Origin of the sequence: Natribacillus halophilus (assembly GCF_900100185.1) — a bacterium.
In the GTDB taxonomy this organism is placed as follows: domain Bacteria; phylum Bacillota; class Bacilli; order Bacillales; family Marinococcaceae; genus Natribacillus; species Natribacillus halophilus.
In genome coordinates this window covers 1-20,966 of the sequence record NZ_FNEN01000002.1, presented here as the reverse complement: position 1 = coordinate 20,966, position 20,966 = coordinate 1, and the positions used below count along the sequence as shown (strand labels likewise).

Genomic DNA, 20,966 nt, shown 5'->3' with positions numbered 1-20,966 from the left:
TCATTGTAGCATAGAAGAAACATGGAGCTCCATCATGCCCGGGCGAGTATTAAAGGAATAAACCCCGGATTAACCCGGGGTTTGCAGGTGTAAAATTATTGAAGCAACTGAAGGACCGATTGTGGTTGCTGATTCGCTTGTGCGAGCATGGCCTGGGAAGCTTCTGAAAGGATGTTGTTCTGTGTGAACTCCATCATTTCCTGGGCCATGTCCGTGTCTCGAATTCGTGATTCGGCGGCCTGGAGATTTTCTGCAGAATTGTCAAGGTTCGTGATGGTGTGTTCCAGGCGATTTTGCACGGCACCCAGGTCAGAACGTTCCTGTGAAACTTCATTGATGGCGTTGTGAATATCAGCGATGGCGCTGTCGGCGCCAGACTGTGAAGTTACATTAATCCCTCCGTTAGCATCTTGATCGCTTGCGGGGCCCGTTGCGGAGGCACCAGCTTCAATGTCACCATCGACTTGAACACTCACTTGTTCACCGTCTGCAACATAAGCTCCCTGATTTTCATTAGCCTCTGGTTCCCACCGGACGTCGGTGTACCATTCTCCATCCACTTGATAAGCTGTAGGTTCAGTACCATTGTCACCAGGGGTAAATGCAAGTATGTCAACATCCTCGTCTTCGGGGTCAATTTCACTAATACCTCCCTCAACCAACGGCGCGCCTGCGTTTACACCTAGTTCTTCCGCGGACATTTCTTCAATGTTCAGATGAATATTTTCATCCTGGTTTGCTCCAATATGAAAGGTGAGTGATTCAGAACCCTCTTCAAAATCACCGTTTAATAATTGTTGATCGTTAAAAGATGTATCTCTAGAAATTCGGGAAATTTCATCTGACAATTCTTCGATTTCACTTTGAATGGCCTCGCGATCCTGTGTTTGATTTGTGTCATTGGCAGCTTGAGTGGCCAGCTCACTCATTCGTTGCAAAATTTGATGCGTCTCATCCAAAGCACCTTCTGCCGTTTGGATCAAGGAAATGCCGTCTTGTGCGTTGTTGCTTGCTTGTTCAAGCCCGCGAATTTGCGCGCGCATCTTCTCGGAAATCGAAAGCCCTGCGGCATCATCCCCGGCGCGGTTGATCTGCTCCCCGGAAGACAGCTTTTCCATTGAGGATTGCATGTTATTCTGATTAATCCCCAATTGGCGATGAGCATTCATCGCTGACATATTGTTGTTGATGATCATAAACATAACCTCCGTTGTTTGTATTTACTTACTTAATCTTGTGCATGCACCTGACCTTGAGATATCTCAATGACGAGGCCCTAGTTCATATATCGGACAATTTTTCTTTAAGTTGAAGGCTTATGTAGAATTTTTGTTTTTTGGCAGGCTTATTTCTAATCAAAAAAAAGGAACCCCAAATTCAGGGTCCCATTGCATTTGGTTGAATTTCCCGCTCACACTTCATATACCAACGTTAACGACCTAACGGCTTTTCCAGTAACGCGTTAGGGTGCCAAAAATCAATATTGACGACCTAATGACTTCTGCCACTACGCGTTAGGGCATCATCAGCTATTGTTGACGACCTAACGTCTTCCGCCATAACACGTTAGGGCGCCATCAGCCATATATCCAGCAGTTCATTGTAGCGTGTTTCACTACTCCGCGAGGTTCAACCGGTCTTCCACTTTCTCGCAAATTTGCTCCGTGTTCATTCCATGTGCTTCAATAACTGGCGCTTGTGTAGCGGTATCGCTCATTCCCATCACATTGCTGTCCATCCCGGTGGTAACGCAGCAGTCGCAGTCCATGGCATCTTGTTCCTGTTGGAGCGGAACGACGTCATGTCCTTTTTCCTGCAGGGCTGCCTGTACATCCGAGAGGGATTGTTCTACGCCGATTCTGGCCATCTTTTCCACCCCCTTACCTGTCTCAGCTTTCCCTGTATTTATATATCTATGTAAAAGAAAAATCGTGTCTACATTTGTTATCATCGGGATGAGGAAGGTGTGGGAATCATGGGCGAAAAATCCAACATCCAGATTACGTATGAATTCGCCATGATCATCATGGCAGCGTTGTCGGTGGCTACGCTTTGGTATAGTACGGGCGTTGACGGCTATATCGTGTGGATAACGTGGGGGATCTTTTTTATCGACTTCATCTTTCGCTTGTTTAAGAGTGAAAATAAGTGGGCGTTTGTGAAAGCGAATCCCTTCATTGTCATAGCGGCGGTTCCTCTTGATGCCATTTTTCAGCTTGCGCGCCTGGCCCGTTTGCTTCACCTTTTACGCTTAAAAACGATCACGAAATATTATACGATGCCGTTCATTTCCTATTTAAAAAATCAAAAGCTTTATTTTGTGTTTGCCGGGGCATTGCTGTTTGTTATTTTGTTGATTATTCCGCTTTATTCACTCGAGCCCGGTTTAGAAAGTTATGGCGAGGCGCTGATGAGCAGCCTTATTTCTGTGATTGTTTTTTATAGTGCAAGTTTTGATCCGACAACGATCGTCGGACATGGTATTAACGTTGTGCTCACAATCATTGGTGTGATTTTGCATGGCATTGTGCTCAGCGCTGCCTTTGATGCCATTGTTCGTTCCGCGTCGTTTCAAAAGATGTGGCGAAAAGTCTCGAGGAGTGAGCGAACCTCCTACCCCAACCGATAACACTAAACCCCTCACCTTTCTCCTGTTTCACATCGGATGGACCGCGATATTACTTTTATCATGTCACAAAATTTTTTACAACAATTCTTGTTATTTTTTTGCAATACTTGGGTACATAAAGTTATGTTGTCCGACAAAATGCAACAGAAGGAGTGGATAAGAAATGGATACGATGGAAAATATGGTTTCCCAACTTATGCAAGCCGTGCCCAACATTATCACGGCACTTTTATTACTGCTGCTCGCGTGGGTGATCGCCAAAATAGTAAAAAGCATCATTTCATCCGTTGTGAGAAAAGTTAAGTTGCCCGTGTTTATGAGAAAAGAACAAGAAAGCGGAAGTCGAAGCGAGAGAAATGAACATAGGGATGACCGCGAGCAAATTGCGGAATCAGCCAGCTCTATCGGGTATTATCTCGTGTTTATCCTGTTTATTCCAAGTATTTTGGATGCCTTGAACATGACCACCGTCGCGCAACCGATCTCGAATATGATGGAGACGTTGCTCATCTTTTTACCCAACTTATTATTGGCGACGATCATTTTAGTCGTCGGTATCCTGGTGGCGCGTTTAGTCCGCAACCTCGTTCAAAGTGCGCTTAATACACTTAATTTTGATCGCTTTTTTGACAAAATGCGCTCGAATGAGCGGGAACGGCCTGATGCTGGTGCCCTCTCGACAACATTGGCCAATATCGTGATGGTGATTGTTTTAATTCCCATCGTCGTCATTGCACTTGAGGCGCTCAATATCGAAACGATCTCAGAGCCGATCGTTACGGTCTTGTCGACTGTGCTGAACATTATTCCGAGCTTGTTTGTCGGGATCATTCTGGTTATTGCGGGTTACTACATTGCAACCTTTGTATCGCGTCTGTTAACCGGTTTATTAAAGCAAACGAATATTGATCGCGTCTACGAAGCGATTGGATTCGGACCTCGTGAGGAGCAAAGATTCGATCTTCCGGAAGTTTTGGGTAGAATCGTACAGGTCTTGATTATTCTATTCTTCACCGTGGAAGCGTTGAATATCATAGAGTTGAATGTATTGAATCAAATCGGCAACGCCGTGATCGTTTATCTGCCCATGCTCGTGAGCGCGTTAATCATTATCGGTCTCGGTCTCATCGCCGGGAATTTCCTCGAAAAAGCGGTTGTGCGCTATACACGCAGCTCATTCTCGGCCTTGATCGTCAAATATACGGTTATTCTCTTTGCCATATTCATGACGTTGGATCAACTCGGCTTCGCGAGCACGATTGTAAATATCGCCTTCCTCTTAATCCTCGGTGGACTGGCCGTCGCCTTCGCCATCTCTTTTGGTATCGGCGGGCGCGACTTCGCGACAAGGCAGTTGGATCGATTCGAGACCCGCTTGAAAAAGAAAGATCTTTCAGAGGATCGAGAGTCATAAAAAATGAAAAGGCGCGTGCCGGTGGATGCTGCACGCGCCTTTTTCAATTATTCCCCGTACCCACGCGCCACGAGCGAGAGCTCCCCGGTTTCCGGGCTTATCACCAGGCCATGCACCGGGATGTGCGCTGGCATAAGCGGATGCTTCTTAAGAATATCCACACTACTTTCTACGGATTGTTCCACGGTTTCAAAACCGGCCAACCATTCTTTGATATCGATGCCTGCATCCGCTACGGCTTGAAAATCTTTATTTTCAACCTGTCGTTGACTCATTTGTTCCATTACAAATGACGGATCGAGCTTCTGCATGCCGCAATCTTTATGGCCGATGATCAGCACTTCTTCTGCCTGTAAGACGTTAATCGCGATGAGCAGGCTGCGAACGACACTATCATAGGGGCCTGTGATCACGCCACCGGCGTTTTTAATCATTTTCACATCCCCGTTTTTGATGTTCATGGCCGCCGGTAATAACTCTATCAATCTCGTATCCATACACGTTAAGATAACTGATTTTTGGTTTGGAAGTTTGCTCGTTTGATGGGGTTCATAGTGCTTGGCTTCAACAAACTGCTTGTTGTGCTCGAGTATCTCATCCAGGTACATGATTGCTTCAGCTCCCTTTTAGATTCATTCTAGCATAATATGTTAGAATCTATATATCATACATAAAAGGAGCGATAAAATGCCCACGGTTCATGTAGATGGTTATCATTCTTTCGAAGTAGAAGAAGGGAAAAAGCTCGTGCTCGCTCTGGAGGATAACGATGTCGATATTCTTCATCGTTGCGGCGGGAACGCGAAGTGTACGACGTGTCGTTGTGAGGTTTTGGAAGGCGAATTAGATCCGAAAGGCGAAGCGGAAGCGGCTATTCTTAACGACAAAGGGATTACGGATCCAAACATTCGGCTTTCGTGCCAGAATCGTGTTTATTCCGATCTAACCGTGCGTCCGGTCAAAACAGCGACTGCAACGAATACAGATCCCGGCAGGCGACCGGTCGATTAAAAAAAAGGAGAGCCGCCGAGTGGGCTCTCTCGTTCTTACTGGTTTTCAAATGCTTTCTCGATTTCAGGAATCAGATCGTCCCAATCGGCATCCTCTGTTTTATTGACCGTGACAAAATCGTTGATGCCGAAAATATTGTCGACGCCATCGATGACAAGCAATTCTTTCGCGACCGGATGATCCGTTTCCTCGCCTTTTTTCAGTGAGGTGCTTTTTTCAAAAATCGTTTGGTCAGCAGTAAACTTCATCGCGCTCGGATTCGGGGTTGGTTCGGCTTGTACATTCATCAGGGGTTGTCCCTCCTTGTCATTTTCTCGTCTTATCATAACATTTTAGCTTCTTGTTGGGAAACGCGAGCTAAAGCAAAGTAATAAGCTGAAAACTCACACGTATATATAGGGAACAAGCCTAAAAGGGGAAGGATGGAAGAGATGTTATCCAATAAAATCGGTGATGCGCTGAACGATCAGATGAATAACGAACTGCAGGCGGCACAGGAATATATGGCGATGGCTGCCTTTTGTAATTACAAAAGTTATGACGGATTTGCCAATTTTTATTTTCAACAGGCAAAAGAAGAACGCTATCACGCGATGAAGATTTATAACTTTTTGAACGACCGCGGGCACCGTGCCGTTTTTCATGCCATTGAGGAGCCCAGAAAGGATTTTGATTCCTTGCTGGACACGTTCGAAGCAGGCCTCGCCCAGGAAAAACAAGTGACGAAGAACTTTTATCATTTATCGGATTTGGCGTGGGGTGAGCGAGAGCACCAGACGTTGTCGTTTTTGAATTGGTTTCTGGACGAGCAAGTGGAAGAAGAAGCGATGTTTGATACACACATTGATTATTTACAACGGATTAAAGACGATTCCAATGCCCTTTATATCTATGAGCTGGAGCTGGCGAAACGGGATTTTCAGGAGGAAGGGTAGCGCGTGGATGCCATGCGCTGCTCGTTTGCTAAATGGAGGGGGGGATGTAGTATATATGGCTATTCTTTATAAAGGGATCGATCACGTGCAATTAGCGGCTCCGGAAGGATGCGAGGAAAAAGCGCGCGGGTTTTTCGGAGATATACTAGGAATGAGTGAGATCGCCAAACCCGAAAACTTGGCGAGACGGGGAGGCGTTTGGTTTGAATGCGGAACCCAGCAGCTACATATTGGCATTCAAAAAGATTTCCAACCGGCCAAGAAGGCGCATCCTGCCTTTCACGTGGAAAATCTCGAACATTTACGCGAAAATCTCGAGCATAATAACATCGAAGTCAAAGAGGACGAGCCACTGAAAGGAGCTCAACGCTTTTACGTAAATGATCCCTTTGGCAATCGGTTAGAGTTTCTTCGTTGGAATACGATGTGAAAGCGCCAGATTCTGCTGCGAAAGCGCCAGAATATACTCGAAAAGCGCCATATTCCACCGCAAAAGCGCCAGATTAAGGAGAGTCGTACCCGTGGACACGATAGCACGTATTAGCAATTGGGCGAGTAAATATTTCGCGTTACTCGTCATCGCGGCTGCCGTTGTTGCTTATTTTTTTACAGAGTTGTCGATATTTTCAAATGTGATTAATTTGTTGCTCGGTCTCGTTATGTTTGGTATGGGGCTAACCTTAAGGGCGACGGATTTCTCCATGGTTTTCAGGAAACCGCTTCATGTCATCGTCGGCGTTGCCACGCAATTCACGATTATGCCTTTGTTGGCTTTATTGATCGTCTGGTTATTTCAATTTCCGCCTGAGTTAGCGATTGGCATTATCTTGTTGGGCTCGGTGCCCGGCGGTACCGCATCCAATGTGATGGTTTACCTGGCGAAGGGCGATTTACCGCTGTCGGTAACGATGACAACGCTCGCAACATTACTCGCGCCCGTCGCCACTCCGTTAATCATGTATATCGTTGCCAGCGATTGGCTACCGGTCAATCCGTTTGATCTTTTTCTTACCATTACCCAGGTGATATTGCTGCCGATCATTCTCGGTATTATTTTTAATTCTATCTTTAGCAGGGGTGTTCAAAAAGTGACTCCCGCACTTCCCCTCGTATCAGTGACAGCGATTATTTTAATCGTTATGGGCGTGGTAGCGGCAAATGCGGATAACATTGTGGAAGTGGGCCTTCCCGTTTTTGCGGCAGCCGTTCTTCACAACGGGGGAGGCTACGCCATTGGTTATCTACTCGGGAAACTTTTACAGATCGATCCCGCCCAGTGCCGGGCCATTTCCATGGAAGTGGGTATGCAAAATTCCGGCCTTGCTTCAAGCTTAGGAGTCACGCATTTCAGTCCGTTGGCGGCTCTGCCCGGCGCGATTTTCAGCGTCTGGCATAATATTTCAGGGCCAATCCTCGCGAATTATTGGAATCGAAAGCCGGTGAAAAAATCAACGGAATAACAGCATTATGAAGAGGAGGAGTCACGATGGTTGTAGTCGATAAGACAAAACTCGAAGCATTATTTTCCGACATCGTCCAATGGCGGCGTTATTTGCACACTTATCCCGAGCTTTCTTTTCAAGAAGTACATACACCAGTGTTCATCGCGGAAAAGCTTGAAAGCTTAGGGTTGGAAGTGAAAAGAAACGTAGGTGGTCGCGGCGTGGTCGCTACCTTACGCGGGGAAAAGCCCGGTCCGACCATCGCTCTGCGCGCGGATTTTGACGCATTGCCGATCGAGGAAGAAAACGAGGTTTCCTATCAATCGCAAAACCCCGGCGTCATGCATGCTTGCGGTCATGATGGCCACGCCGCCGCGCTGCTCGGCGTAGCGACCGTGTTGGCGGAAAAGAAGCAGGACATCAACGGCGCGGTCGTCTTCCTTTTTCAGCACGCGGAGGAGAAGCCGCCCGGCGGCGCACAGGAAATGATTAAGGATGGTTGCCTTGATGGGGTGGACGCTGTCTTTGGCGCCCACGTCGCAACTGATATCCCCCTCGGGCAGGTGAATGTCACGAGCGGCCCGATCATGGCGGCCGTCGATGCTTTTACCATTCATGTGCAAGGTAAAGGGGGCCACGGGGCGCGCCCGCACAATACGAAAGATGCGGTGATGGCCGGCACCCAACTTGTGACGGAACTCCAGCAGATCGTTTCCCGACGTGTGGATCCGATGGATACAGCCGTCGTTACCGTTGGTGTTTTTCAAGCGGGAACGGCGTTTAATGTGATTGCGGATTCAGCTCATATCGAGGGCACCGTGCGGACGTTCAACGAAACCACACGCGAACAGATCGAGGAAGAAATCCGAGCCATTGTTAAAGGTGTAGAGCATTCTACCCATGTGAGCTGCGATGTCGATTATCTGAATGGATATCCGCCTCTTGTCAATCCCGAGTACGAAACGAAGGTGCTCGGAGAGGTTGCCGCGGGGACGCTAGGTGAAGATGCGGTCATTTCCGCACCGGCAGCTCTCGGCGGTGAAGATTTCGCTTTTTATTTGCAAGAGCGGCCGGGCCAGTTTTTCCATGTCGGCGCCCGAACAGAGGATGAAAATACGCAGTTCCCGCACCATCATCCACGCTTTAATTTTGATGAGGAAGCGTTGTTGAATATCGGGAAGCTGTTTATGGGATTGGTGGAGAGGTATTTGTCAAAATAAATCAGCAAAGGGAGGTGCAATATGCTCACGCAAAATGAATATTTAACACTGGATGCCACGGAAATGGCTAACATGGTCAAGGAAGGGAAAATAACTTCCGACGAGCTCATCGAAGCAAGCATCCATCGCAAAAAAGAAATGAACCCGCACCTGAACGCGGTGATCTATGACCGGAGTGAACGCGCGAAAGAACAACAGTACTCACAAGGTCCTTTCTCCGGCGTTCCGCTTCTTTTAAAAGACTTGTCCCAGTCGATTGAGGGAGAGCCGATGACAGCCGGGGCGACATTGATGAAAGACTATATCGCCCGTGAAGACAGTTACCTTGTGCGAAAGTTTCGCAACCAAGGGTTTATTTTTACAGGCTATACGAATACGCCGGAATTTGGTTTGAAAAATATTACGGAACCCAAGCTCTATGGTCCCGCGCGGAATCCCTGGAACACGGATTTTTCTCCTGGGGGATCGAGCGGCGGAGCGGCGGCAGCTGTCGCGTCCGGCATCGTTCCGGTGGCAGGCGCGAGTGATGGCGGAGGATCAATTCGCATTCCCGCGTCTTTCACGGGATTGTTCGGGTTGAAGCCTACGCGTGGACGCGTGCCGGTCGGTCCGGGAATCGGACGGCAGTGGCAAGGGGCGGCCATTGATTTTGCGTTGTCGCGAACGGTGCGGGACAGCGCGGCGCTTCTTGACGAGGTGCAAGTTTTACAGCAGGATGCCGCATTCCACTGGCCGCGATATGAAGGAGCATATGCCGAGGATATGTATGAAAAATTCCCCAAACCGCTGCGGATTGCTTTTTCAAACACGTCTCCTGTCGGAACCGCCGTTTCAGACGATGCCAAAAAAGCGTTGCAAAAAGTGCTGACATTTCTGGAAGCTGAAGGGCATGAAGTCGAGGAAGTCGACAATGGCGTTGATGGTGTGGCGTTAATGGAGCAATACTTTCTCATGAACAGCGGAGAGATGTCTGCGATGAGGGTGAGTCTTGAAGAATCGCTAAAGCGTTCGCTTACTCCTGACGATGTAGAAATCGAAACGTGGGTACTCAGTGAAGCGGGACAAGCCGTGAGTGCGGCGACGTTTACGCGCAGCCTGGCTGCCTGGGACACCGCCACGGCAAAAATGGCGAAGCTCCACGAAACGTATGACCTGTACTTAACACCGGCGACCGCCTACACCGCGCCCGAGGTCGGCGAGCTCACGCATACAGAGGAGGAACGCCAACAGCTCATCCGAGCGATTGAAGATAATAAGCACGATCCTCTACCTGTCCTATATGACATGTTTTTGCCAAGCCTGACGTACTCGCCGTTTTCACAATTGGCGAATCTAACCGGGCAACCGGCGGCATCTATGCCGGTTCATATCAGTGAAAAAGGCATGCCAATTGGAGTGCAGGCGATGGCCCCGAAGGGCGACGAGCATGTTCTTTTACAACTGGCGAGACAATTAGAGGAAGCCGGAATCTGGTTTACGGATCCAGCTTGATTTGGGGGGCGGATCATCGACCACAAATGAGGTGATCGCAAGTAATGTGGTCGAAGAACACGATCCACGACTGCTCCTGCCCGCCCCTCCCTATTTCACAAACAACTTCCTTTCATAGTCCGTCAGCGTTTCATACCCCGTCTCCGTGACTCTGAAGGTTTCGCTCATTTCAACGCCTAACTGGCCGATCCAGAGGCGGGGGATCATGTGAAAGGTCATGTTCGGTTGTAACATGGTGCGATCGCCTTTGCGCAGGTTGGCGGTATGGCCGCCCCAGTCCGGCGGATAGTTGGCTCCTATGGAATAACCGAGATATGAATCTTTTACAGTTCCCCGGCTTTCAATTTTTTTATACCAGGCTGATTCTATCTCTTCACAGGTCGTTCCGGGTTTAACAGCCTCGAGAGCTTCGTGCAACCCTTCTTCACATACAGCGGCTGTCTCCTTGATTTCATCGGATGTTTCCCCGATGGTTACCGTCCGGGAGAGCGGGGAGTGATACCGATGATAACAACCCGCCAGTTTGAGAATCGTGTAATCATCTGCTTTATATTGGCGGTCACTCCACGTCAGGTGCAGGGCCGTCGTGTCTTCTCCCGATGGTAGCAGTGGCACGCCTGCTGGATAATCACCGCCGTATTCTTTTGTGCCATTAATAAGGGTATAATAGATTTCTGCGGCGACTTCATTCGCGCGCACGCCGGGCTCAATCATCTCCACGCCGGTCGTCATCGCCTTTTCAACCAGGGTTGCCGCACGTTTCATATACTCGATTTCCTGCTCGGATTTGATGAGCCGGACCCAATTAACGAGCGCCCCTGCGTTTTTAAAAGTGGTATGGGGCATCTTTTCCTTTAAAAATTGATAAGCCGACGCCGTGAAATAATACGTATCCATCTCTACACCAATCGTGCGACTGGATTGCCCATGTTGGTGTAAAAAGTCGGCTATAAAGACCATCGGGCTTGTCGTCTCTGCATGGTAATACGCTTCGGGACAAGGGATAATGTGGGTTTTGCTCATCCAGGTGGTTAGTCTCGCGCCGTTGATGTCCTGGTCCCTTCCAATCCAAATCGGCTCTTGTTCATCGACCATCACAATTAACATTTGCCCGACATAAAAGGTCCAGGCGTCATAGCCGGAGAGATAATTCATATTGGCCGGATCGGTAATGAGCAACACGTCGATGCCTTCTTCTTGCATCCGTTGCTTCGTGTTCTCCATTCTTTCGTGGTATTCAGACCGGTTAAAACGGAAGATTCTATTGCCCCCTCTGTTGTTCTTTCAATCACTATATGCGTTATTTTCCGTCTTATACTCATGATTCCCGCACATACTTAAGGAGTTGGATTACTCCGGAAATGGTGACGACAAAGCTTGCTGCTAAAATCATCAACCATAATAAAAGGTTCATATCAGGGATTAAGAGGACGATGAAGAGTAAAAATAATCCGGCGAGCATAAGAAGAGCGCCGTTGCGAAATAGGGGCTGAATAGAGGACCACTCCTTCCTGGCTGTTAAGAGTAGTATACAAACGTGTATGGTTGGTTTGCAAATGAAAAGAAACCCTTTATAATTGGGCAGAGCCGAGGTTTCAGGAAGGAGGCCTACGGGTTTGGCCAATAAAGAAAATAAAGCAGTCTCGTGGGTAGATATTGCTGTGTTTGTATTGTTCGTGTTTCTGTTAATCACCATGGACTTTAACAATATGACCGCGATGAACTGGTTTTCGATCGTCCTCTTTGGCGCTTATGTTCTGCTTTTCTTTATAAAATTTTTCATGGATCGAAGCAGCGAGAAATAACAAAAAATGAGTATGGAGCCGTTGGGTTTTCCATACTCATTTTTTTGGTTCCATTGACGCCTTTTTCGCATATAGTATATAATCCTTATAAGCATTGTTGGTAATAAACTAAGGGGAGGCTCCCTATGAAGGTGAATCTGGAGCAGGTAAACAAAACATTTTCCAAGGGCAAGGACGATTCACTCCACGTTCTGAACGATATCGATCTCAAGATTGAAGCCGGTGAGTTTGTCTCCTTACTGGGTCCCTCGGGTTGTGGGAAAACCACGATTTTGAACTTAATTGCGGGTTTGGACCATCCCACATCCGGAGAGGTGATAGTGAACGGGGAAAAGGTAAAAAAACCGGGAACGGACCGGGTCGTCGTCTTTCAGCAGGGCGGTTTATTCCCGTGGATGAACGTTATGGACAACGTTACATATGGGCTGCTGTTGAAAAAAATGAGCAAAAAAGAAGCGGAAGAAAAAGCGATGGAAGGGTTGCGGATGGTGCATCTCGGCAATTTCACGCAAGCTTTTCCCCATGAATTGTCCGGGGGGATGAAGCAGCGGGTCGCCATCGCGCGGTCGCTCGTCATGGATCCCGATGTGCTTTTAATGGATGAACCCTTCGCGGCGCTCGACGAACAGACGCGTATTATTTTGCATCAGGAACTTCAGGAAATCTGGGAACAAACAGGCAAAACGATCGTCTTTATTACCCATAACATTCGTGAAGCGCTCACACTTTCAGAGCGGGTGTTATTGATGAGCACGCGCCCGGGCGAGATCAAGCGCTCGTTTACTGTTCAGGCGGCACGGCCGCGGGATCCTTCCGATAGCGTACTTGTAAACCTGGAAAAACGTGTGATGGGCGAATTGGAAGAAGAGATGGAGAAAGTGCTGAAGGAGGAGTTTGGGGATGATTACCGCTTTAAGACGAGTGCTGTTCGTGATCGTAATCGTGACCATATGGGAGATCATATCTAAAACCAACCTGTTTCCGACCTTCATGTTTCCTCCATTGTTGATACCGAATGAACCGGGCGGAACCACTGTATTAGGAACGTTCGTGGATGGGTTAATCACTGGACAAATCCTTGAAGCGACAGGGGTGACACTCGGACGTTTATTGATCGGTTTTTCCATCGCGGTGGTACTGGGTCTTACGTTTGGATTTTTGATTGCCCGGTATAAATGGGTGGACGACACGCTTGGCTTTTTTGTAACTGCTTTGCAGTCGATTCCGAGTATTGTCTGGTTCCCGCTCGCGATCGTCTGGTTTGGACTCGGGAATTTAGCGATTTTATTTATCGTCGCGATCGGGGCGACGTGGACAATGACCGTCAATTCCAGTACCGGATTTAAAAATGTGCCCAGTATTTATTTGAATGCCGCGCGCACGCTTGGATCTTCGGGGACACACCTCGCCCGCACGGTGATTCTGCCGGCGTCCGTGCCGCATATCATTTCCGGCCTGCGCGTGGCCTGGGCCTTTGCCTGGCGAGCGATTATGGCCGGGGAGTTATTCGGGGCCGCCGGCGGTCTTGGCTATCTTTTGGATATGGGCCGTTCGTTGCAATCGATGGACCTTGTGCTTTCGATCATGATCGTGATCGGAATCATCGGAACGATTATGGATAATCAGGTATTCTTGCGCATGGAGCGTAACGTCTCGAGAAAATGGGGACTCGGAACATAAATAGAGAGGATGAGCGAGATGAAAAAAATAATGGCCGGCGTTGGTACTTTTCTTTTATTGGGAGCTGCCGGTTGCGGCGGTTCAGAAGAAAATGCTGACGAAGTGCGCATCGGTTATTTCCCAAACTTCACGCATATTACAACGGTCGTTGCCCTTGAAAATGGTTATTTTCAGGAAGAGTTCGGAGAAGATATCAATATTGAAACGTCAACATTCCCGGACGGGAGCGCATTTATGGAAGCCATGTCCACGCAGGATTTTGATATTGGCACGGTTGGTCCGTCTCCGGCGACCACGACGTATCTGCGAAATCCGGAACATGAAATCGTCGCCGGTGCCGTGAACGGTGGCGCCGTTCTTGCCACACGAGAAGGATCCGGCATTGAGAGCGTCGAAGATCTTGATGGGATGAGTGTAGCGATCCCAACGATCGGTTCCACTCAAGACATCATGTTGCGGGAAACGTTAAGTGAGGTGGGGCTGGATGTTGAGGATTCCGATGGAACTGTAAGCATGGTCCCGCAAGCACCCGCGGATACATCGACGCTTTTCCTGCAGGATGACGTGGACGCCGCTGCCACACAAGAACCTTGGGGTGTGTATTTGGAGAATCAGGCAGATGCCGATATTCTCCTCGATGAAGATGAATTCGCCTGGGGGACCGAATCAACAACAACAGTCGTTACAGCCCGCAATGCCTTTACGGAAGGCAATCCAGATCTAACCGAGGATTATCTGCGTGCCCATATACGAGCGGTCGAGTTTGTTGAAGAAAATCAGGAAGAAGCCGTTGAAATATTCATCGACCACATTGAAGAGATAACAGGAGACTCATTGGATTATGAAGAAACGCTCGAAGCCAGCGAGCGTCTCAATCCGACGTATGAAATCAATGAAGAAGTCCTGCAGGAAATGGCAACGCTCAACTACGAAGCCGACTACATGCAGTCAGACGATATTGAAGGACTGGTTAATCAGGAGTTTTTAGAGGCAGCGTTGGATGAGGAATAAGGATGGAGCCCCTGGCTTGGCGAGCCGGGGGTTCGTTATGTATGCGAAGTGACACCTCAAAAAACAAGTAGAGCGGTTATCGGCCAGAGCTGTATATCAGTTTAACCAATCCTTTTGTCAAACTAGTTTGTCACTTAAGTACGTCCGGACATGGAGATTTCTACAGGTCACATCGCTCTTCTGGACCCTCTCGGCTCGTCATCACCGGCGTTTGAGGGATCACCGTCCATTTCTGATCCCTCTCGGGACAGATCCATCGGCGTTTGAGGGATCACCGTCCATTTCTGATCCCTCTCGGGACAGATCCATCGGCGTTTGAGGGATCACATGGCTCTTCTGGACCTTCTCGGGGCTGCATCTCAGAAAGGTTAATTTTATTTCCCTTTAAAATGGTTATTCTTTACTTTACCTTGGTCACCTGAGGTGAAACAGCTTACATTTGCAAAGAGAGTTACAAACAACTATGTTCATTGGTGACCACTATAATCTTTATTCCGTCTTTTTTCGATAAAACTTTGATCTTGTTCGAGAAGCTCTTCCGTGTATTCCCCCCAGGGGATCTTTTTGTCTTCCAAAACTTTCATAAAATCTTCGATGGACAGGCCTGATAGTTCAGCTGCTCGTTCCATAGATATTGCTCGTTCAATAAAGAGGGAAATGGCCAGTGAAACTCGAACTTTATCACTTAAGGAGTCCGAATGGTCTAGAAATTGTAGGATTGCAAAAATTCGTTCGGTATGGTGACTTGAAAACCGTCTTTTCTGTTTAAAGACATGTAAAACACCTCTTCACGAAGAGTTTCTTTATGTTCAGTATACAACTTTTCCGAGCTGCAAGTATACACCTGGTGACAGAATTTTGTGTGCAATGCTGCCAGAAGATGATAAAATAAGCTTAAAACGATCTGGTTTAAAAAATGGAGAGGGTTACCAACCATGAAAGTAAACGAAATACGGGAAAAAATGAAAAATCGGAAGAAAGATGAGCTGCAGGAATTGATCGTGGAAATGTATAAACAAATGCCCAAAAAGATGCGTGAAGAAAAGGAAATAGATGAATTAATTGACAATCCTGATTTATTTAAAAGCAGGAAGCAACAAGCTAAAAAAGACGTTCAACTGCCGGATTTTGCTTCCGTAGAGTATGAGGTTAAAACGTTTATCGATAATGCCTATAAACAAAACTATGTAGCACCGAATCAGATAATCCCAAAAAAACAACGTTCACAGTGGCGTTTTACCGCCAAAAGGCTCGTTGAACAGCTGACAGTACTTGCTGCACAACCGCAACATGCCAAGGCGAGCACAGCATATTTAGAAAAAATGTATAAATTATTGTGCTATGCCTCCGGGCATTATGTATTTGCGAGTTCAGAACCATTTCATACGATTAAAATTTCGCAGATGGACTTTTTTGAACGGGTTGTTTCCTGCAAAAAGCAGGTAGCGGATGAACCTGATCAATGGATTCGTGAATCATTGCTGCTGATTGTGGAAAATGATACTGATTTTGAAACGTTAAAAGAATCGTTATCGGAAGTTTTATTGAAGTTTCTTGATAATGCTCCGCTCAAAGAAAAGGCGGTAAGTATAGCCGAGAATCTAGTGCAGGGAAAAGAAGCTGATATCAAGAATGGCAGTAAGAATCGAAGATCGATCACCAAGTACAGAGATGAGCGATATATCAACGATTTGGTTGAGATGGTCGTGATGACACAAAGTGCTCTTGGAGAATACGAAGAAGCTAATGAATTTTTCAAGAAGCATTATAGGGCCATTCGTGAAGAAGTAAAACTGTTTGTTTTGCTCAAGCTAGTCATGCTTTATCAACGGGTGGAAGATTGGGTGCGTGAATATGATGCGGCTATCCAGAAGGGTATTCACCCACGGGAATCGCTGCAGATCATGAGAAACTATATACAGCGCGAGAATGAATTTCCCAACTATTTATGGGGCAGTTTCTAAGGAACGTTCGTAGGTTTCCGGGATTTAAAACAGGTTGTCTAATTTCGACAACCTGACCGGGAAATGAAGACTGTTCAAAGCTTGATGAAAAAGCATTTTTCCAAATCGGGCATGAAATATGATTGAAATAAACAATATAAGGGAAAGCAGGAAAGTAGATGACATAGCTGAGGAGGTTTTTTGAGTGGGAATGAATGTTACACAGAAGTTGATTAGCGACCACCTTGTTTCCGGAGAAATGAAACAAGGCGAAGAGATCGGCTTAAAAATTGATCAAACGTTAACGCAAGATGCAACCGGAACCCTTGTCATGCTTGAGCTTGAGGCGATGGGCATCGATCAGGTAAAAACGGAAGTCTCGGCGCAATACGTCGATCACAACTTAATTCAGGAGGATCATAAAAATCCCGATGATCATCTGTTTCTGCAAAGCGCGACCCAACGTTTCGGGATGCATTTCAGTAAAGCGGGCAATGGCGTGAGCCACCCGGTGCATATGCAGCGGCTCGGTAAGCCGGGAAAAACACTCCTGGGTTCGGATAGTCATACGTGTGCCGCGGGCTCTCTCGGAATGCTTGCCATCGGTGCCGGTGGTATGGAAGTCGCACTCGCTGCCGCCGGAAAGCCATTTTATGTAAAAATGCCGCAAGTATGGGGCGTGAAGCTGACCGGCGATTTGCCGGATTGGGTGAGCGCGAAAGATGTGATCCTTGAATTGCTGCGTCGGCATGATGTCAAAGGTGGCAGCGGAAAGATTATTGAGTATTACGGACCCGGCGTGAAAAAGCTCTCCGCGATGGATCGTCACGTGATCGCCAATATGGGCGCGGAACTCGGGGCAACGACTTCTGTCTTTCCGTCGGATGAAAATGTCCGGGAATTTTTGACAGCCGAGCAACGCGGGGATGATTGGCAAGCGTTGGAGGCTGATGCGGATGCCAAGTACGACATTGATGAAGAGATTAACATGTCCGAGCTGGAACCGCTGATTGCCACCCCCTCGAGCCCGGGCAATGTCGTACCGGTCCGTGAAGTCGCGGGCGAACCTGTCTTCCAAAGCTATATCGGTTCCTCAGCCAATCCGGGATACCGCGATTTCGCGATTGTGGCGCAAATCGTCAAAGGAAGAACGATCGCCGAAGGTGTATCCCTCGACGTGAACCCATCATCACGGCAGACGTTGTCTGATCTTATCAAAACGGAAAATCTTTTTCATTTGATTGATGCCGGCGGCCGTTTGCACCAGGCCGGTTGCAACGGTTGTATCGGCATGGGTCAGGCGCCTGCTTCCGGAAGAAACAGTTTACGCACGGTGCCTCGGAACTTCCCCGGCCGTTCGGGAACGCGGGAAGACAGCGTCTTTTTATGCAGCCCTGAAGTAGCGGCGGCAGCGGCGTTGACGGGAGAAATCACCGATCCGCGTGATTTGGATATGGACTATCCTACTGTGGATATGCCGGAGCCGACTATTAACAATGACTTGTTGGATGAACCGCTCCCACTCGAGCAAGCGCGGCAAGTAACGATTGAAAAAGGACCGAACATCGCGTCGATTCCGGATTTTGACCGACTCCCGAATGAATTGGAAATTCCGGTCGGCCTTAAAGTCGGCGATAATATTTCCACCGATGAAATTCTCGCTGGCGGTGGAAGGGTTCTCCCTTACCGCAGCAACCTCCCGGAAATCAGCAAGTTCACCTTTGAAAAAGTTGATGAATCCTATTATGACCGTGCGATGGATCTGAAGGAAAAAGAAGGCGGGCACGTGATCGTCGGCGGCAGTAACTACGGACAAGGCTCCAGCCGTGAACACGCTGCTCTCGCGCCCCGTTTTCTCGGCCTGCGCGTCGTTATCGCCAAAGATATCGCGCGTATCCATTGGCAAAATCTACCTAACTTCGGCGTGCTACCACTTACATTCATCAATGCAGAAGACCACGGCAAAATCCAGCAAGGGGATGTCATCAAACTGACAAACTTGCGGGAATCCATCCAGCAATCGAACAAGATCAATATCGAAGTCAACGATGAAAAGACCATCGAAACCCAACACGCCCTCTCCGATCGCCAAATTGAAATCATGCTTGAAGGCGGGCTGATCAATTGGGTGAAGAAGGGGGAAGTGACAAATTAAGAAGAGATGTAGCAAAGCAGGCCAATCCCCTGGGGCTGGGGATTGGCCTTTCTAATATGGTAAAGAGGGGCTTGTATAGAGAGGTGACAATCTGTTAATCATGCTCCCCATTGATATTGTTGCTACTCAGCTCTAATAGAAGGATTTTCAATCATGGAAATTCGATGATCAATATTTGAAAGAACTTCCTCCAATTGACCAATGTTTTCAATGACATAGTCTGCTCCTGCGTCTTTAAATTGTTGAGATACAGTTTCCATTTTAATTTCTAAGGAAAGGGAATCACATTGATTAACATCCTCTTCAGTCATCCCAAGTTCACTGCTGCCTTTAATAATTCCTACTGTCCAAGTACCGGCATTTTGACCTTCATAGATATCGTTTAATGTATCTCCCACTTTTACAGTGTGCTTTAAAGGGTAGGCGTCTAAATTGATGGCATTGTGATAAATCATCCAAGGCCTCGGACGACCTGACGGAACCTCATCCGAGGTAACGACTGAATCAGGTGTGTATCCCTGTTTTTTGGCATGCGGTATGACTATATCTATCATTTCCCTTGTAAAGCCGGTAGTGCTACCGATTTTAATCCCCATGTTTTGTAATCGTTGGCTTATTTCAGCTGCACCGGGAATTAGGGTGCAATATTTTGGTAATATAGACAATAAATCTGTTTCGAAGTGTGAATAAAGATCGTCAATATCTGTAGTGTCTGGAAATTTTCTATACTTATCTTTCCATAGATTTTCGATTCGTTCCATTTTGCAAATTTCCTCAATGTGATCTCGTTTTGGATATCCCATTGGTTTTCGGGCTTCTTCTCGGGTGATTTCAATCTCTTTAGTAAGAAAAATCTCTATAAATATATCTATCGGAGAGAAGCATCCATAATCTATCATTGTTCCAGCCCAATCCATGAAAACTGCTTTTATATATTTTAGGGAGTGTTCACTCATTAATATACCTCCATTAAATTAAACGGGGTCTTCTGTTACAGAGAAATACTCACTGTTTTCGTATATTAAATGTGAAAACTTTTCCGATATTAATGATAACGTTTTATTCTTTTTATATACAATATAAAAATGTCTACTCAATTCAATAGAATTAATAGGGTACGTTTCAAATAAGCACAAATCTAATTCTTTTCTAATAGCATGTTTTGATAATATAGATACTCCGAGACCTGCTTCCACAGCTGCTTTTACAGATTCAGTACTACCTAGCTCAAGGACTACATTTAAATCATGAGGTGATATTCCATTATGCGCAAGATATTGATGTATGACGGTACGTGTACCCGACCCCTTTTCTCTAAGCACCAATGGAATGGAGCGAAAATCATCTATTGAGATGATGTTTTTATCGCTTGAAAAATAATCTTTTCTCGTTACTAATAGTAATTCATCAGACATAAAGGGTTCCATGTCTAAAAGAGGTTCATCGAGCTCAGCTTCAATAAGGCCAAATTCTAATTCATTATTTTTAATTAATTCTACAATCTGCTGGCTATTAATGATTTCTGTATATAATTCAACTTGTGGATGCTTTGTTTTGAAATCAAAGAGTAATGAAGGAAGGATACTTTCTCCAATCGTTAAACTACTAGCGACTATTAATTTTCCGTGTAATTCTCTCATCAATTGATCAATCTCATTTTGGGCTCGCACTTGCATATCTAAAATATTTTTGACATAAGGATACAATGTTTTTGCGGCTGGTGTTAACTCAACGTATTTTTTGGTTCGTACAAATAAAGGGGCTTTCACGGTACTTTCAAGGGCCTTGATGTGAGATGTGATTGTGGGTTGTGATAAATAAAGGATACGAGCAGCTTCTGAAAAGCTTTTCTGGTCCGCCACGGTCATAAAGGTTTCTAAATGATCATGATTCATGATTAAGCCCCCTCCCTCTTTGTAATTAGATATTCTTCCATATGCTCTTGATTTCTCAGATTTTCATGCCATTAGGATCTACCAGCACCAGAGTGCGCTTCTCACTTGATGAATATATTTCAATTGAAGGAATGATATTCCATTAAGGAGTCCGTCCTCTCATCCAACCCCTAGGGGTTGGAAAAAATTAGGATAACTGTGCGCTTGCATTCGCCCACTTCATACATGGTCGCTTAACCTCCCATATATCCCTGGATGGTGATGATCCACACATTCCTTCGTCCGGCGTATCCATGTGGTGGGGGCGGCTATGCTTTCTTACTGGGTCCAAGCCC

22 protein-coding genes are annotated in these 20,966 nt (G+C 46.8%); 14 read left to right on the top strand and 8 right to left on the bottom strand.

Going from position 1 to position 20,966, the window contains the following annotated elements:
- Positions 1–95: 95 nt before the first annotated feature.
- Both BLS58_RS02305 and BLS58_RS02300 read right to left on the bottom strand, forming a co-directional pair.
- Entirely contained in the window at positions 96–1,196 is a 1,101-nt protein-coding gene (locus BLS58_RS02305; protein WP_090395959.1) for a flagellin N-terminal helical domain-containing protein, read from the bottom strand.
- Between the two features lie 419 nt (positions 1,197–1,615).
- Positions 1,616–1,867 carry a YkuS family protein gene (locus tag BLS58_RS02300; protein WP_090395958.1) on the bottom strand — a complete coding sequence of 84 codons (252 nt, stop codon included), beginning with the start codon at positions 1,865–1,867 and terminating at the stop codon, positions 1,616–1,618.
- Between the two features lie 108 nt (positions 1,868–1,975).
- Between BLS58_RS02300 and BLS58_RS02295 the strand changes: the two genes are divergently transcribed.
- Together BLS58_RS02295 and BLS58_RS02290 are read left to right on the top strand one after the other, a co-directional pair.
- Complete coding sequence (locus BLS58_RS02295; RefSeq protein WP_090395957.1) at positions 1,976–2,629, top strand: hypothetical protein; 654 nt, start codon at positions 1,976–1,978, stop codon at positions 2,627–2,629.
- A 163-nt stretch (positions 2,630–2,792) separates the two neighbouring features.
- A complete protein-coding gene (locus BLS58_RS02290) occupies positions 2,793–4,043 on the top strand; it encodes a mechanosensitive ion channel (protein WP_090395956.1) in 1,251 nt (416 codons plus the stop codon).
- A gap of 47 nt (positions 4,044–4,090) precedes the next feature.
- On the opposite strand, the gene BLS58_RS02285 is transcribed toward BLS58_RS02290, so the two are convergent.
- Positions 4,091–4,651, bottom strand: a complete 561-nt coding sequence (locus BLS58_RS02285) for a beta-class carbonic anhydrase (protein WP_425433659.1) — start codon at positions 4,649–4,651, stop codon at positions 4,091–4,093.
- 79 nt (positions 4,652–4,730) lie between these two features.
- Between BLS58_RS02285 and BLS58_RS02280 the strand changes: the two genes are divergently transcribed.
- Positions 4,731–5,054 (top strand): 2Fe-2S iron-sulfur cluster-binding protein, encoded by a 324-nt coding sequence (locus BLS58_RS02280; RefSeq protein WP_090395954.1) that lies wholly within the window; start codon positions 4,731–4,733, stop codon positions 5,052–5,054.
- A gap of 35 nt (positions 5,055–5,089) precedes the next feature.
- On the opposite strand, the gene BLS58_RS02275 is transcribed toward BLS58_RS02280, so the two are convergent.
- Complete coding sequence (locus BLS58_RS02275) at positions 5,090–5,341, bottom strand: NifU N-terminal domain-containing protein (protein WP_090395953.1); 252 nt, start codon at positions 5,339–5,341, stop codon at positions 5,090–5,092.
- Positions 5,342–5,485: 144 nt separating this feature from the next.
- On the opposite strand from BLS58_RS02275, the gene BLS58_RS02270 reads away from it, so the two are divergent.
- The 5 genes from BLS58_RS02270 (at position 5,486) to BLS58_RS02250 (ending at position 10,142) form a co-directional block, all read left to right on the top strand.
- A complete protein-coding gene (locus BLS58_RS02270; protein WP_090395952.1) occupies positions 5,486–5,989 on the top strand; it encodes a ferritin in 504 nt (167 codons plus the stop codon).
- Positions 5,990–6,044: 55 nt separating this feature from the next.
- Positions 6,045–6,419: a VOC family protein gene (locus BLS58_RS02265; RefSeq protein WP_090395951.1), complete on the top strand. Its 375-nt coding sequence runs from the start codon at positions 6,045–6,047 to the stop codon at positions 6,417–6,419.
- Positions 6,420–6,510: 91 nt separating this feature from the next.
- Complete coding sequence (locus BLS58_RS02260; RefSeq protein ID WP_090395950.1) at positions 6,511–7,449, top strand: bile acid:sodium symporter family protein; 939 nt, start codon at positions 6,511–6,513, stop codon at positions 7,447–7,449.
- A 26-nt stretch (positions 7,450–7,475) separates the two neighbouring features.
- A complete protein-coding gene (locus BLS58_RS02255) occupies positions 7,476–8,651 on the top strand; it encodes a M20 metallopeptidase family protein (RefSeq protein WP_090395949.1) in 1,176 nt (391 codons plus the stop codon).
- Between the two features lie 21 nt (positions 8,652–8,672).
- On the top strand, positions 8,673–10,142 hold the full coding sequence (locus BLS58_RS02250) for an amidase (protein ID WP_090395948.1): 1,470 nt from the start codon (positions 8,673–8,675) through the stop codon (positions 10,140–10,142).
- Between the two features lie 90 nt (positions 10,143–10,232).
- Here the strand turns inward: BLS58_RS02250 and BLS58_RS02245 are convergent, their stop codons facing one another.
- Positions 10,233–11,366 carry a M24 family metallopeptidase gene (locus BLS58_RS02245; protein WP_090395947.1) on the bottom strand — a complete coding sequence of 378 codons (1,134 nt, stop codon included), beginning with the start codon at positions 11,364–11,366 and terminating at the stop codon, positions 10,233–10,235.
- A 392-nt stretch (positions 11,367–11,758) separates the two neighbouring features.
- On the opposite strand from BLS58_RS02245, the gene BLS58_RS02240 reads away from it, so the two are divergent.
- The 4 genes from BLS58_RS02240 to BLS58_RS02225 all read left to right on the top strand — a co-directional run bounded on the left by BLS58_RS02240 (position 11,759) and on the right by BLS58_RS02225 (position 14,638).
- Entirely contained in the window at positions 11,759–11,947 is a 189-nt protein-coding gene (locus tag BLS58_RS02240; RefSeq protein WP_090395946.1) for a hypothetical protein, read from the top strand.
- Between the two features lie 125 nt (positions 11,948–12,072).
- Complete coding sequence (locus BLS58_RS02235) at positions 12,073–12,915, top strand: ABC transporter ATP-binding protein (RefSeq protein ID WP_090395945.1); 843 nt, start codon at positions 12,073–12,075, stop codon at positions 12,913–12,915.
- Positions 12,848–13,627 (top strand): ABC transporter permease, encoded by a 780-nt coding sequence (locus BLS58_RS02230; protein ID WP_090395944.1) that lies wholly within the window; start codon positions 12,848–12,850, stop codon positions 13,625–13,627. Before BLS58_RS02235 ends, BLS58_RS02230 begins: the two co-directional genes overlap by 68 nt.
- A gap of 18 nt (positions 13,628–13,645) precedes the next feature.
- Entirely contained in the window at positions 13,646–14,638 is a 993-nt protein-coding gene (locus BLS58_RS02225; RefSeq protein WP_090395943.1) for an ABC transporter substrate-binding protein, read from the top strand.
- Positions 14,639–15,105: 467 nt separating this feature from the next.
- Here the strand turns inward: BLS58_RS02225 and BLS58_RS02220 are convergent, their stop codons facing one another.
- Positions 15,106–15,357, bottom strand: coding sequence for a UPF0175 family protein (locus BLS58_RS02220; RefSeq protein ID WP_281240989.1), 252 nt, complete (start codon positions 15,355–15,357; stop codon positions 15,106–15,108).
- Between the two features lie 282 nt (positions 15,358–15,639).
- Here BLS58_RS02220 and BLS58_RS02215 point away from each other — a divergent pair, with 282 nt between their 5' ends.
- Together BLS58_RS02215 and BLS58_RS02210 are read left to right on the top strand one after the other, a co-directional pair.
- A complete protein-coding gene (locus tag BLS58_RS02215; protein ID WP_143018851.1) occupies positions 15,640–16,602 on the top strand; it encodes a hypothetical protein in 963 nt (320 codons plus the stop codon).
- A gap of 184 nt (positions 16,603–16,786) precedes the next feature.
- A complete protein-coding gene (locus BLS58_RS02210) occupies positions 16,787–18,736 on the top strand; it encodes an aconitate hydratase (protein ID WP_090395940.1) in 1,950 nt (649 codons plus the stop codon).
- Positions 18,737–18,858: 122 nt separating this feature from the next.
- On the opposite strand, the gene phnX is transcribed toward BLS58_RS02210, so the two are convergent.
- Together phnX and BLS58_RS02200 are read right to left on the bottom strand one after the other, a co-directional pair.
- Complete coding sequence (gene phnX, locus BLS58_RS02205) at positions 18,859–19,692, bottom strand: phosphonoacetaldehyde hydrolase (RefSeq protein ID WP_176764562.1); 834 nt, start codon at positions 19,690–19,692, stop codon at positions 18,859–18,861.
- Between the two features lie 18 nt (positions 19,693–19,710).
- Positions 19,711–20,631, bottom strand: coding sequence for a selenium metabolism-associated LysR family transcriptional regulator (locus BLS58_RS02200; protein WP_090395939.1), 921 nt, complete (start codon positions 20,629–20,631; stop codon positions 19,711–19,713).
- Between the last annotated feature and the right edge of the window lie 335 nt (positions 20,632–20,966).

Bases quoted from the DNA above. Each gene is read 5' to 3' on its own strand.
- BLS58_RS02305 (WP_090395959.1), bottom strand. From the start codon at position 1,196: ATGATCATCAACAACAATATGTCAGCGATGAATGCTCATCGCCAATTG.
- BLS58_RS02300 (WP_090395958.1), bottom strand. From the start codon at position 1,867: ATGGCCAGAATCGGCGTAGAACAATCCCTCTCGGATGTACAGGCAGCC.
- BLS58_RS02295 (WP_090395957.1), top strand. From the start codon at position 1,976: ATGGGCGAAAAATCCAACATCCAGATTACGTATGAATTCGCCATGATC.
- BLS58_RS02290 (WP_090395956.1), top strand. From the start codon at position 2,793: ATGGATACGATGGAAAATATGGTTTCCCAACTTATGCAAGCCGTGCCC.
- BLS58_RS02285 (WP_425433659.1), bottom strand. From the start codon at position 4,651: ATGTACCTGGATGAGATACTCGAGCACAACAAGCAGTTTGTTGAAGCC.
- BLS58_RS02280 (WP_090395954.1), top strand. From the start codon at position 4,731: ATGCCCACGGTTCATGTAGATGGTTATCATTCTTTCGAAGTAGAAGAA.
- BLS58_RS02275 (WP_090395953.1), bottom strand. From the start codon at position 5,341: ATGAATGTACAAGCCGAACCAACCCCGAATCCGAGCGCGATGAAGTTT.
- BLS58_RS02270 (WP_090395952.1), top strand. From the start codon at position 5,486: ATGTTATCCAATAAAATCGGTGATGCGCTGAACGATCAGATGAATAAC.
- BLS58_RS02265 (WP_090395951.1), top strand. From the start codon at position 6,045: ATGGCTATTCTTTATAAAGGGATCGATCACGTGCAATTAGCGGCTCCG.
- BLS58_RS02255 (WP_090395949.1), top strand. From the start codon at position 7,476: ATGGTTGTAGTCGATAAGACAAAACTCGAAGCATTATTTTCCGACATC.
- BLS58_RS02250 (WP_090395948.1), top strand. From the start codon at position 8,673: ATGCTCACGCAAAATGAATATTTAACACTGGATGCCACGGAAATGGCT.
- BLS58_RS02245 (WP_090395947.1), bottom strand. From the start codon at position 11,366: ATGGAGAACACGAAGCAACGGATGCAAGAAGAAGGCATCGACGTGTTG.
- BLS58_RS02235 (WP_090395945.1), top strand. From the start codon at position 12,073: ATGAAGGTGAATCTGGAGCAGGTAAACAAAACATTTTCCAAGGGCAAG.
- BLS58_RS02230 (WP_090395944.1), top strand. From the start codon at position 12,848: ATGATTACCGCTTTAAGACGAGTGCTGTTCGTGATCGTAATCGTGACC.
- BLS58_RS02225 (WP_090395943.1), top strand. From the start codon at position 13,646: ATGAAAAAAATAATGGCCGGCGTTGGTACTTTTCTTTTATTGGGAGCT.
- phnX (WP_176764562.1), bottom strand. From the start codon at position 19,692: ATGAGTGAACACTCCCTAAAATATATAAAAGCAGTTTTCATGGATTGG.
- BLS58_RS02200 (WP_090395939.1), bottom strand. From the start codon at position 20,631: ATGAATCATGATCATTTAGAAACCTTTATGACCGTGGCGGACCAGAAA.